Raw genomic sequence first — 12,782 nt, forward strand, 5'->3', positions numbered from 1 at the left:
CCGCATGTCCGACACCGAACACGAACCGGGCGCGGCGACGCAGCGCGGTGCCCCGCCGGACGGCGGGCCCGCCACCGAGCGCAGCGCCGCGCCGGAGACGGGACCCGCGACGCAGCGCAGCGCCCCGCCGGAGACCGCACCCGCCGCCCAGCGCAGCGCCCCCGCCCGTGGCAGCGTCCCGTCGCAACGGTCGTCGCGGCGATCCCGGCCGCGCGTGCCCTCGCGGCGGCGCCTCGCCGGGCTCGTGGACATCCCGGTCCCCGCGCCCGTCGACCCGGCCTCCGTCGTGCTCCCGGATCCGCACGTGGCCGAGGGCAAGCGGTTCTGCTGGAAGTGCGGCAAGCCGGTCGGCCGCAGCACGCCGAACGGGCCGGGCCCCACCTCCGGGCGGTGCCCCTCGTGCGGCACCCCGTTCGAGTTCGTCCCGATGCTGCCGCCAGGCGCCATCGTCGGCGGGCAGTACGAGGTGCAGGGCTGCCTCGCGCACGGCGGGCTGGGCTGGATCTACCTCGCCGTCGACCGGAACGTGAGCGACCGGTGGGTCGTCCTCAAGGGCCTGCTGCACTCGGGCGATGCCGAGGCGCAGGCCGTCGCCGTCGCCGAGAAGCAGTTCCTCGCCGAGGTGACGCACCCGAGCATCGTGAAGATCTTCAACTTCGTCGAGCACTTGCGCCCGGACGGCACCCCGATGGGCTACATCGTCATGGAATACGTGGGCGGGCATTCGCTGCGCGAGGTGCTCGACAGCTGTCCCGAGCCGGCCCGGATGCCCGTCGAACAGGCCATCGCGTACGTCCTCGAGATCATGCCGGCGCTGAGCTACCTGCACTCGATCGGGCTCGTCTACAACGACCTCAAGCCCGAGAACATCATGGTCACCGAGGAGCAGCTCAAGCTCATCGACCTCGGGGCCGTCACCGGCGTGGAGGACTACGGCTACCTGTACGGCACGCCCGGCTACCAGGCCCCGGAGATCGTGCGCACGGGCCCGACCGTCGCCACCGACATCTACACTGTCGGCCGGACCCTGGCCGTGCTCACCCTCGACATGCCGTGGCAGCAGGGCCGCCTGGCCGACGGCCTGCCCACCCCCGAGAAGGCACCGCTGCTGGCGGAGTACGAGTCGTACCACCGGCTGCTGCTGCGGGCGACCCACGCCGACCCGGAGCAGCGGTTCCGGTCGGCCGACGAGATGGCGAGCCAGCTGACGGGGGTCCTGCGGGAGATCCTGTCGCAGCAGACCGGCGAGGAGCATCCCGGCCTGTCGTCGGTGTTCAGCCGTCAGCGGACGACGTTCGGCACGGACGAGGCCGTCGGACGCACGGATTCGATCGTCGACGGCATCGCGCGGGACGAGAACCTCTCGGCCCGCGACGTGGCGACGGCGCTGCCGGTCCCGCTGCTCGACCCCAACGATCCGAGCGCCGCGCTGCTCGCCGCCGCGGTGCACAGCGAACCCCAGCAGACCCTCGACTCGCTGCGGCACGCGCGCGACAACGGGCTCGAACGCGTCGTCGGCACCGCGGACGTCTCGTTCTCCCGCGAGATCACCCTCGCGGAGGTGCGCGCCCATCTCGACCTGGGCCACGGCACCCGCGCCGCGGAGATCCTGCGCAAGCTCGAACGCGACCTCGGCGCGGACTGGCGCATCGACTGGTACGCCGGGCTGGCCGAACTCGTCAACGATGAATTCGAGTCCTCCTTCGGCAGATTCGAGAAGGTACTCGCGGCGATGCCCGGCGAGACCGCACCCAAGCTGGCGCTCGCCGCAACCGCGGAACTCATCCTGCAGCACTGGGAGAGCGACGATCCCGAGGCCTGGCGCCGATTCTGCGAGAGCTACTACCGCACCGTGTGGCGCACCGACCACAACGTCGTCAGCGCGGCGTTCGGCCTCGCCCGGCAGCTCACCCGCCGCGGCGACCGGGCCGGTGCGATCGCGGCGCTCGACCAGGTGCCCGCGAGTTCCCGGCACCACGCCGTCGCCCGCATGACCACGGTGCTGATCCTGTTGCACGACAGGCCGATCGACGAACTGGAGGAAGCCGAGCTGCGCGAGGCCGCGCGCCGGGTGGGGACGTTGTCGCCCGACGAGAGCCGGTTCCTGCAGATGCGTACCCTGGTGCTGTCGACGGCGCTCGACTGGGTGCGCGCCGGCCACTCCGCCCGCCGCGAACTCGACCCGATCCTCGACGTCCCCTTCACCGAGAGGGGACTTCGCGCGGGCACCGAGTCCGGCCTGCGCGCCCTCGCCCGCAACGCCCCCGCCCGCACCCATCGCTACACCCTCGTCGACCTGGCCAACGCCATCCGCCCCCGCAGCATCCTGTAGCCCGTCTCCGTGCCGAACGGGAGCTTGTTGCGGCGAACGGGCCGTCGCTGGGACATCGACCGAGTAGCACCGACAACAACCTCCCGCCGGCCACGAAAAGGCCCCGCTCGGTCCGATTGTGGATAACTCGCGACTTCTCCACAACCGCGGCAACGGGACTTCCGGGAGTGCGGCTCGTCCTACATCGTGGACCGGATGGACACCTTCGACGCATCCTTCCTGGGCACGGATGCGATCGCCGCCGGCGCGCTCACCGCATACGAACTTCGGCACGGATTCGTTCGGCTCCACCGCAACGTGTACGTCCGATGCGGCGTCGCATCCACTGCCCGGAACCGAGCGACGGCGGCATGGCTGTGGGCAGGTGGAAAGGGGGTCCTCACGGGCCTCTCGGCAGCCGCGGTACACGGAACCCGATGGATCGACGATGCGGCTCCGGCCGAGATCCTCCGGCTCGGACACGTCCGGGCCCCGGCCGGCATCGTCGTCCGGCAGGGCTGCGTCCCCGACGACGAACTCTGCCTCGTGGACGGAATGGTGGTGACAACACCGGCACGGACCGCATTCGACCTGGGGCGCGCGCACCCCGGCGATCGCGGAGTCGAGATCCTCGACGCACTGTGCAACGCCACGGGCATCACACCCGGGGCGATCCTCGACGTCGCCCGCTGCCATTCAGGTGCGCGGGGGATCAGCGATCTGCGCCGTTCACTGCTCCTCGTCGACGCAGGCGCGGAGTCGCCACCCGAAACCCGCACCCGTTTGTTGCCGGTCCGCGACGGACTGCCACCGCCGGAGACCCAGCTGCTCGTCTACGGCTCGGGCGGCAGCGTGCTGGCGCGCGGCGACATGGGCTGGAAGCGCTGGCGGGTCCTCGTGGAGTACGACGGCGGCCATCACTGGACCGACCCCACCCAGCGCACCCGGGACATCGACAGGTACGCCGTTCTCGAGGCGGCCGGATGGCGGGTTGTCCGGGTGGGTGCTCAACTGCTCGCCGGACGGCCGCACGTCGTACTCGACCGGGTCCGGGCGGCGCTACGGGCCGCCGGCGCTCGGTTGTGAGATTCGACCGGGAGGTTGTCGCGACGATCGGGCTGTGGCGGCGCCATCCACCGAGTGGCACCGACAACAACCTCCCGGTGGACGCGAGAAGCTCCCGGCCTACACCAGCGCCGCGGCCGCCCGCGCGATGGCGAGCTCCTCGTTGGTCGGGATGACGAGAACCTCCACCTGCGACGTGTCCGCCGAGATGCGCCGCTCGCCGCGGGCGGAGGCGGCGTTGCGGGTCTCGTCGACGGCGATGCCGAGCCGCTCGAGACCGGCGAGGGCGTCGCGACGGACGTCGACGTTGTTCTCCCCCACCCCGCCGGTGAACACGACGACGTCGACGCCACCCAGTTCGACGAGATACGCGCCGAGGTACTTGCGCAGGCGGTGCACGTAGACGTCGTAGGCGAGCCTCGCGTCCTCGGAGCCCTCGGCGACGAGCCGCAGCAGGGCGCGGAAGTCGTTGACGCCGGACAGGCCCTTGAGCCCGGAGCGCCGGTTGAGCAGGTCGTCGATGGAATCGACGTCCATCCCGGCGCTGCGGTTCAGATGCAGCAGCACGCCGGGATCGATGTCGCCGCAACGGGTTCCCATGACGAGCCCTTCGAGCGGGGTCAACCCCATGGACGTGTCGACGGGCCGGCCGCCGGCGACAGCGGAGGCCGAGGCACCGTTGCCGAGATGCAGCACGATCTGGTTCAGTTCCGACAGGTCACGTCCGAGGAACCGGGCCGCACGCTCGGACACGTACTGGTGCGACGTCCCGTGGAAGCCGTACCGCCGGATGCCGTGCGCCCGGGCGACGTCCCGGTCGATGGCGTACGTGGCGGCCGCGGCGGGCAGGGCGTGGAAGAACGCGGTGTCGAACACCCCGACGTGCGGAATGCCGGGCAGTTCCTCCCGAGCGACCTCTATGCCGATGACGTTCGCCGGATTGTGCAGCGGCGCAAGAACGGCCAGTTCCTTCACGGTGCGCACCACGTCGTCGTCGACGAGGGTGGGCTCGTGGAACACCTCGCCGCCGTGTACGAGGCGGTGGCCGACGGCGATGATGCCGGCCTCGCGCAGGGGGCGGCCGAGTCCCTCCACCCAGTCGAGGACGATCCGCAGCCCGGCGCGGTGGGTCTCGATGGGACCGACGTGTTCCTCGGTGCCGGTGGTGTGGTGGAACACGACCCTGCCCTCGGGCTCACCGATCCGTTCGATGAGCCCGTGCGCCACCGAGTCTCCGGTCTCGGGGTGGACGAGCTGGAACTTGATCGACGACGAGCCGGAGTTGAGCACCAGCACGGTGCCGTCCGTCTGGGAGCTCATTCGCCGGCCTCCTGCGCCTGGATTGCGGTGATCGCCACCGTGTTCACGATGTCCTGGATCAGCGCCCCGCGCGACAGGTCGTTGACGGGCTTGCGCAGGCCCTGCAGGACCGGCCCGACGGCGACGGCTCCGGCGCTGCGCTGCACGGCCTTGTAGGTGTTGTTGCCGGTGTTGAGGTCCGGGAAGATGAACACGGTGGCCCGGCCCGCGACCTCCGAGTCGGGAAGCTTGGCGCTGGCCACCGACGGTTCGATCGCGGCGTCGTACTGGATCGGTCCCTCCACCGGCAGATCCGGCCTGCGCTCGCGCACCAGGGCGGTGGCGGCGCGGACCTTGTCGACGTCGACGCCCGAACCGGACTCGCCGGTCGAGTAGGACAGCATCGCGATCCGCGGTTCGATGCCGAAGCGGGCGGCGGTGGCGGCGGAGGAGATCGCGATGTCGGCGAGCTGATCGCTGGTGGGGTCGGGCACCACCGCGCAGTCGCCGTAGGCGAGCACCCGGTCCGACAGGCACATGAGGAAGATGCTCGACACCGTCGACACGCCGGGTTCGGTCTTGATGATCTCGAAGGACGGCCGGATGGTGTGCGCGGTGGTGTGCGCGGCACCGGAGACCATGCCGTCGGCGACCCCGAGGTGCACCATCATCGTGCCGAAATACGAAATGTCGCTCATGATCTCGCGGGCGCGTTCGATCGTCATCCCCTTGTGGGCACGCAGCCGGGCGTACTCCTCGGCGAACGGCTCGGCGTGCTCGGACGACCTGGGATCCAGCACCGTCGCCGCACTCAGGTCCACGCCGAGTTCGGCCGCCCGGCGCCGCACCTGCGTCTCGTCGCCGAGGATCGTCAGGTCGGCGATCTTGCGTTGCAGGACGCGACCGGCCGCGCGCAGGATCCGGTCGTCGTCGCCTTCGGGCAGGACGATGTGCCGGCGCCGGCGGCGGGCCCAGTCGATGAGCTGGTACTCGAACATCTGCGGGGTCGTGACGGACGGCCGGGGCACGTCGAGGCGGCTCAGCAGCCGATCCGTGTCCACGTGCTGCTCCATCAGCGCGACGGCGGTGTCGATCTTGCGGTGCGCGCCGAGCGCCATGCGACCGCGCGTCCGGTCGGCGGCCGATGCGGTGTCGAACGTCCCCAGGGTGGTCGTCAGGATCGGCAGGCTGGGCCGGAGTCCGGCGACGAGTTGCGCCATCGCCGGGTGCGGCAGGAGCCCACCGTTCATGATGATGCCGGCCAGCGAGGGAAATCCTTCGGCGGCATTGGCATTCACGAGGGCGAGGAGCACGTCGGAGCGGTCGGCGGGAGCGATCACCACGACACCCTCGGTGATGCGTTCGAGGATGTGTTCGGCGGTCATGCCGCCGACCATGACGCGCAGCGCCTCGCGGTGCAGCAGCTCGGGATCGCCGCTGTAGAGTTCGCCGTCGATCGCGGTCAGCAGTTCGCCCATGGTCGGCGCGACGAGGATCGGCACCTCCGGCAGCGTCCACAGCGGCACGCCCCGGTCCCCGACGGCCGCGGCGATCTCGTCGAGCCGGTCGGAGGGACAGCGGTTGACGACGATTCCGGTCAGGTGGGCGTGCTGGGCGGCGAGCTCGGCCGTGCACACGCCGGTCAGTTGCGCCACCTCGTCGGGGGTGCGCCGGGAGCCGCGCAGTACGAGCAGAACGGGCGCATCGAGATTCGCGGCAATGCGCGCGTTGTAGCCGAGCTCGCTGGGGTTGGCGATCTCGGTGTAGTCGCTGCCGACGATGACGACGGCGTCGCATCGGTCGGCGACGGCGTGGTACTTGACGACGATCTCGCTGAGGGCGGCCTCGGGATCGGCGTGCACGTCGTCGTAGGTGGCGCCGACGCACTCGTCGTAGTCGAGGTCGACGGTGATGCGCTCGAGGAGCAGTTCGAGGATGTAGTCGCGCTCGCCGTCGGAGCGGGCGATGGGGCGGAAGACGCCGACGCGCGCGGCGGAGGCGCACAGCGCCTGGAGCAGGCCGAGCGCGACGGTGGACTTGCCGGTGTCGCCCTCCGGCGCAGCGATGTAGATACTCGACACGGACTCGGCGGCGGCGCTCATGGCTCACACCCTAGCGCTGCGCCGGTGCGTCCTTCGGGCGGTGGGAGCAACCCGAAAGACGCACCGGCGGCGCAGCCGCGTCAGTCCGCGAGCGGGTCGAGCGCGAAGTCGTACGTGGCCACCTTGCGGCCGGCGTCGTCGACCTGTGGTTCGAGGACGAGTTCCGGCTTCGTCGCGGTCGCGACGTCGTCGTCGAGCCACTCACCACCGGCGAAGTACAGCTGAGTGATGATCGGTTGCCTGCCGGGTGCGGTCACCCGCAGGTGCAGGTGCGCCGGGCGCCACGGGTGCCATCCGGCTGCCTCGATGAACTGTCCGGTGGGCCCGTCGGTGGGGATCTGATACGGAGCCGGCTCGATGGTGGTGATGTCGTAGCGACCCTCGGCATCGGCGACGACGGTGCCGCGCAGATTCCATTGCGGGAGGTGCGGGGCGAACTGGGAGTAGTAGCCTTCGTCGTCGGCGTGCCAGATCTCGATCCGGGCCCCGCCGAGGCCCCGACCGTCGAGGTCGGTGACCTGTCCGCGCAGGACCAGCGGGGTGTGGACGCGATCCTCGTCGCGCATCGGGAGCGCGCACTGCGCCGGTAGTTCCGGTGCGCCCGGAACGTAGTACGGCCCCTCGATGCTGCCCTTGGTGCCGCGGAACCTCCGGGAGTTGACGTCCTCGATCTCGTGCTCGACGAACACGTCCAGCAGCAGTGGCCACTCGCCGCCCTCGCCCACGTCGATGAGCCACTGCTTGAGCACGCGGTACTCGTCGTAGGTGACGGCATACTTCCGGATCAGTGCACTGAATCCCGCGAGGGCTTCCGTCGCGAGGGCGGACAACCGCTCCGGCGAGGTGTCGGCGGTGAAGCGTTCGCCCTTGAACTTGTCGGTGGCGGCGTTGCCGGAGCCGACCGCGGTGGGTGTCTCGGTGATGGTCATGATCTCTCCCGGAAAGTGGTCAGGCGCGGCGGAAGTGGGACACGTCGTCGTTGCCGACGAGGTCGGGCACGGTCCAGCCGTCGAGGTCGTACTCGCTCATGAACTGCTCGGCGAGGCCCTTCATGGAGGACACGTCCCCGCGGCTCTCCGCGGCGAACAGCAGCTCGGCCTTGACGTTCTCGTGGTTGCCGGCGTAGTTGCGCTCGTACAGTTCGTGGCGGCCGCCGAATTCGGAGCCGATCGAATCCCACAGAGCCTTCATGACCTTGACCCGGTCCACGGCGGTGATCCCGTCGGAGCCGCGGACGTACTTGTCCAGGTAGGGCCGCACCTCGGGATTCTTGAAGTCCGCCGCCGAGGACGGCAGGTAGATCAGGCCCGAGGCGACGTCCTGTTCGATGATCTCCTTGATCCGCGGGTAGCCCTGCATCGCGAACATCCGGTAGGTCAGGCCGTACTCGAGCTTCGGGATGACGGTGTCGCCGATCCACGGTTCCGGGTTGTTGACCATCGCGTCGGTGAGCGACCAGAACAGGTTGCGCCAGCCGATGACCTCACCGACGCGGGTCTGCACGCCGCGGAAACCGCCGGCGCCGGTCGCGTCGAGGGCCTTCATCAGCAGGCCCGCGATGAAGTCGAGCTTGACCGCCAGGCGCGTGCAACCCTGCAGGGTGAAGCGCTGGAGGAAGCCGGAGCCGCCGAGGAAGTTGTTGATCTTCTCCACGTCGCCGTACATGAACACGTTCTCCCACGGCACCAGCACCTTGTCGAAGATGAAGATCGCGTCGTTCTCGTCCATACGCGAGGACAGCGGGTAGTCGAACGGGGATCCGACGACGTTGGCGTTCTGGCTGTAGGAGGCGCGCGAGATCAGCTTGATGCCGGGGGCGTCCATCGGCACCGTGCAGATCAGGGCGAATTCCTTCTTCTTGATCGGCAGGCCGTAGTGGGCGATGAAGTTGTAGTTGGTGATCGCCGAGCCGGTGGCGACGACCTTCGCGCCGGAGACGATCAGGCCCGCGTCGGTCTCCTTCTCCACCTTCATGAACACGTCGCCCACCTCGTCCGGCGGCAGCGACCGGTCCACCGGCGGGTTGATGATCGCGTGGTTCCAGTACAGGACCTTCTCCTGCGATTCGCGGTACCAGCGCTTGGCGTTGTCCTGGAACGGCGAGTAGAACTCGTCGTTGGCGCCGAGCGTGCCGAGGAAGGAGGCCTTGTAGTCGGGGCTGCGGCCCATCCAGCCGTAGGTCAGCCGCGCCCAGGTGGCGATGGCGTCGCGGTCGGCTCGCAGGTCGTTCGCGGACTTCGGGGTGCGGAAGAACGGCATGGTCACCCCGCCGTTGCCGGTGTCGGTCGGGGCGGTGAGGGTGCCGACGTGCTCGCCGGTGTGCAGCGCGTCGTAGAGGCGCGCGGTCATGCGGATGGAGTTGCGGAACGCCGGGTGGTTGGTGAAGTCCTTGACGCGCTCCCCGTGCAGGTAGATTTCGCGACCGTCGTCGATCGACGCGATGTACTCGTCGCCGGTCATGGGCCGCGAGGCGAAGTTCTTCTGCTGATTGGCCGGGTGGTCCGCGGCGACGTTCACCTTCGACCGATCGACGGTGCCGGTAGCGGGGGCTGCTTCGGTGGTGGTCATTGTCTTCCCTTCGAAAGAGGCGGGAGCGGGATCAGGAGGCAGCGCGGGCGAGCTGCGAGTGCAGGGGCGTGAATGTGGCGGTGGCGTCGAACCATCCGCTGTGCGGATCGTCGAGGCACCCGTTCCACGCGGCCGAGCCGGATCGGTCCCCGAGGTCGTGGAAGGTGCTGCGGAAGAACAGGAGCGGGTCCTTCTCCGCGTCGACGGAGGCGTCGACGATCTCGCCGACGAAGATGACGTGGTCGCCGCCGTCGTATTCGGCCCACGGGCGGCAGATCAGGGTGGCCGCGTTGCCGAGGAGGGCGGGGGCGATTCCGGTGTCGTCCCATGTCGGTGCGACGGCCTGCGGCCTGCCCGCGAAATGCAGTGCGGTGGAGATCTGTTCGGCCGACAGAATGTTCACGGCGAACGGCGCGTCGCTGAGGTAGCCGCACGCCTTCGACGTCCGCGTCAGCGTCACCTGGCACAGCCTCGGCTCCAGCGAGATGGCGGTGAAGGCGGTGACCGTGGCCCCGTGCGGCGCGCTGTCGGCGTTGGCGCACGTGACGACCGTGACCCCGCTGGCGAACTGGCCGAAGATGTTGCGAAGTGCTCGCTGGTCCATGAGGAGACCGCCTTTCTGCACGATGTGCGATCGCGGGTCGATCCGGAACGAGAACCAACATATGACCCGGATCACACCCCGTCGATCCGCGTTGCGAAGGGGCGATCCGCATTGCGAAGCGGGCACGGAACGCACCGGACGGACCGGGCGGCACGTGACCGTGATCACAGTGCGGTGCTAGCGTGGGGAGTTGCCCGCACACCGGCACGGCACCAGTTGGGAGGGTTGGAAGGGCGAATGCGAGCACCGGAAAGCCGCGGCTTCACGAACTGGGACGAAGTGCACGATGTGGTGTCCCAGGCGTACTTCCCGCACCAGCTGACACTCCTCAGCCGCGGACCCGCAGCCCGCACGTCGCTGGAGTCGACCCGGCTCGGCGCCTCGCGGCTGGCGCGGATCGGCTTCGGCGTCGACGTGTCGATCCGTTCCGAACATCCCGGCGCGTACGGCATCAACATTCCCCTGACCGGGCACCTCGTCACCGCCGTCGGTCGCGACGAGGTCGTGTCGACTCCCGGCCTGGCGACGGTCTGCCCACCCGACACCCCGACCGTCATCACCCGGTGGAGCAGTTCGTGCGAGATCATCGGGTTCAAGATCGACCGCGACTACGTGCAGCGCGAGATGGACCGACTGCTCCCCCGTCCCGGCAGGCGATTGCCCGCGCAACTGGATCTGCGGTCGGGGGCGGGGGCCGACTGGTTGCGCCTCGTGCGAGCGGTCGCCGACGAGTCGCTGCGGGACAACGTCCTACTGCGCAGTGACCAGGTGGCCGAGCAACTCTGCCGCGCCGTCACGACTGCCCTGGTGCTTGCCGCCGCACCGGACGACGGTGACGGCCCGGCCGGGGTGCGGCCGCGGACCGTCAAGCGGGTGATGGACGCGATCCAGCAGGATCCGGCGCGTCAGTGGACCGCCGCGGAGATGGCCGACCTCGTCGGCGTCAGCGTCCGCCGCATCCAGCAGGGGTTCCGCGAGTGCGTCGGCATGACGCCCATGGAGTACCTCGCCGACGTCCGGCTCGAGCGGGTCCACGCGGAGCTATCCGTAACCTACTGCACTGCAACTGTTTCCGATGTCGAGTTTCGCTGGGGCATCATGCACACCGGACGGTTCGCCGCCGCGTACCGGCGCAAGTACGGCGTGAGCCCGTCCGAGACGCTGCGCGGCGTGACCGCCTGATCTGCAGCGCGACTGCGCACCTGATTTCGCTCGGCATCCACTGCGGCCCCGCGGCGCGTTTGACTTTCGTGTGACCGCTCCCACATCATTATGTACGCATAGTGAAGCATGCGTACGCATTGCGTACATTCGCGACGGTGCCTACGGCGGTCCGGAAGGCTCGTGCAGAAGACGAAAGGTGAACGATGACGAGGACAGTTCCGCACTCACGTCTCGGCAGGCGAGCAGCGGCAGCCCTCGCGACCGGCGCGCTCTGCGTCACGTTCGCTGCCTGTTCGTCGTCCGAGCCCGTCGACTCCGCGTCCGCCGCGGCGACCGGTGGCACCTCCGCCGACGACGCCCCGCACCCCGCGGCCGCGCCGGTCGCCGAGGGCGAGATGCGAGTGACGTTGCTCGGCACGGGTAGTCCCGTTCCGAGCACCACTCGCTACGGCATGTCGACCCTGGTTCAGGCCAACGGTCTGAACCTGGTGTTCGACACCGGTCGCGGCGCGACGGTACGCCTGAACCAGGCGGGCGTTCCGCTCGGACAGATCGACGGCGTGTTCCTCACCCACTTCCATTCCGATCACGTCAACGGCCTGGACGACCTGTGGATGACCGGGTTCATTCCCGCGTTCGGCGGCCGCGAGGGCACGTTCGACGTGTACGGACCGACGGGCGTGCAGAATATCACCGACGGTCTGGCCCAGACGTTCCGCAACGACATCGACGTCCGCGTCGCGGACGGCGAGGTCGATCGCGCCACCACCACGATCGTCCCGCACGAGTTCGACCGCGACGGAGTCGTTTTCGACCGGGACGGGGTGAAGGTCACCATGTTCGAGGTGCGGCACGATCCCGCCGACGCCATCCGTCCGGCGGTGGGATATCGCGTCGACTACGCCGGGAGGTCGGTCCTGATCAGCGGCGACACCGTGCCGGTGGACAACGTCGTCCGCTACGGTACGGGCGTGGACGTCCTGATCCACGAGGTGGCCGAATTCGAGGATCCCGCGGCCCTGCCGAACGTCTACGCCCACCACACCAATCCGAGGCAGGCCGGAGAGATCTTCACCGAAACCGCGCCGAAGATGGCCGTCTACAGCCACATCGTCAACGGCATCCCCGGCCGCGTACCGGGCGTCACCGACGAAGTCCTGGTCGACCGTACCCGCGAGACCTACGACGGTCCTCTGACCGTCGGCGCGGACCTGATGAGTTTCACGATCACCGCCGACGACGTCCGCATCGACTAGGCGGCTCCGCCGCCGGTGTGCCTTTTGGGCTGCCCTGACCGCCCAAAAGGCACACCGGCGGCGTCAGCCGCGTCAGGCCAACGCACGCAGGCGCGGCGCCAGGTCACGCTCGAACAACTCCAAAAAGCGCCGCTGATCGTGCCCCGGCGCGTGGAACACCAGATGGTTCAGCCCCGCCTGCACATACGCGCCGACCTGCTCGACCGCCTCGTCCGGATCCGACGCCACGATCCACCGCTTGGCCACCTGCTCGATCGGCAACGCATCGGCCGCCGCCTCCATCTCGATCGGATCGTCGATCGAATGCTTCTGCTCCGCCGACAGCGACAACGGCGCCCAGAACCGGGTGTTCTCCAGCGCCCGCTCCGAATCGGTGTCGTAGGAGATCTTGATCTCGATCATCTTGTCGATCC

The 12,782-nt window shown here is 69.3% G+C and carries 9 protein-coding genes and 1 pseudogene; 4 read left to right on the forward strand and 6 right to left on the reverse strand.

The window, feature by feature from the left end; translation table 11 throughout:
• Positions 1-4 precede the first annotated feature (4 nt).
• Together G6038_RS19145 and G6038_RS19150 are read left to right on the forward strand one after the other, a co-directional pair.
• Entirely contained in the window at positions 5-2,332 is a 2,328-nt protein-coding gene (locus tag G6038_RS19145) for a serine/threonine-protein kinase (RefSeq protein WP_165039375.1), read from the forward strand.
• A 195-nt stretch (positions 2,333-2,527) separates the two neighbouring features.
• On the forward strand, positions 2,528-3,397 hold the full coding sequence (locus G6038_RS19150) for a DUF559 domain-containing protein (protein ID WP_165039376.1): 870 nt from the start codon (positions 2,528-2,530) through the stop codon (positions 3,395-3,397).
• A 99-nt stretch (positions 3,398-3,496) separates the two neighbouring features.
• On the opposite strand, the gene G6038_RS19155 is transcribed toward G6038_RS19150, so the two are convergent.
• From G6038_RS19155 to G6038_RS19175, 5 genes are all read right to left on the reverse strand, one after another.
• On the reverse strand, positions 3,497-4,696 hold the full coding sequence (locus G6038_RS19155) for an acetate kinase (RefSeq protein ID WP_165039377.1): 1,200 nt from the start codon (positions 4,694-4,696) through the stop codon (positions 3,497-3,499).
• Positions 4,693-6,777: a phosphate acetyltransferase gene (gene pta, locus G6038_RS19160; protein WP_165039378.1), complete on the reverse strand. Its 2,085-nt coding sequence runs from the start codon at positions 6,775-6,777 to the stop codon at positions 4,693-4,695. Before pta ends, G6038_RS19155 begins: the two co-directional genes overlap by 4 nt.
• A gap of 80 nt (positions 6,778-6,857) precedes the next feature.
• A complete protein-coding gene (gene catA, locus G6038_RS19165) occupies positions 6,858-7,706 on the reverse strand; it encodes a catechol 1,2-dioxygenase (protein ID WP_165039379.1) in 849 nt (282 codons plus the stop codon).
• A gap of 19 nt (positions 7,707-7,725) precedes the next feature.
• Positions 7,726-9,345, reverse strand: a complete 1,620-nt coding sequence (locus tag G6038_RS19170; RefSeq protein WP_165039380.1) for a 4-hydroxyphenylacetate 3-hydroxylase N-terminal domain-containing protein — start codon at positions 9,343-9,345, stop codon at positions 7,726-7,728.
• Positions 9,346-9,376: 31 nt separating this feature from the next.
• Positions 9,377-9,949 carry a flavin reductase family protein gene (locus tag G6038_RS19175; RefSeq protein ID WP_165039381.1) on the reverse strand — a complete coding sequence of 191 codons (573 nt, stop codon included), beginning with the start codon at positions 9,947-9,949 and terminating at the stop codon, positions 9,377-9,379.
• Between the two features lie 237 nt (positions 9,950-10,186).
• Between G6038_RS19175 and G6038_RS19180 the strand changes: the two genes are divergently transcribed.
• Together G6038_RS19180 and G6038_RS19185 are read left to right on the forward strand one after the other, a co-directional pair.
• Positions 10,187-11,131 (forward strand): AraC family transcriptional regulator, encoded by a 945-nt coding sequence (locus G6038_RS19180; RefSeq protein WP_165039382.1) that lies wholly within the window; start codon positions 10,187-10,189, stop codon positions 11,129-11,131.
• Between the two features lie 185 nt (positions 11,132-11,316).
• On the forward strand, positions 11,317-12,369 hold the full coding sequence (locus tag G6038_RS19185; protein ID WP_165039383.1) for an MBL fold metallo-hydrolase: 1,053 nt from the start codon (positions 11,317-11,319) through the stop codon (positions 12,367-12,369).
• A 72-nt stretch (positions 12,370-12,441) separates the two neighbouring features.
• Here the strand turns inward: G6038_RS19185 and G6038_RS19190 are convergent.
• A pseudogene (locus G6038_RS19190) lies at positions 12,442-12,782 on the reverse strand (LLM class flavin-dependent oxidoreductase); the annotation flags it as partial.

Origin of the sequence: Rhodococcus sp. 14C212 (assembly GCF_011058195.1) — a bacterium.
GTDB lineage: Bacteria > Actinomycetota > Actinomycetes > Mycobacteriales > Mycobacteriaceae > Rhodococcus > Rhodococcus aetherivorans.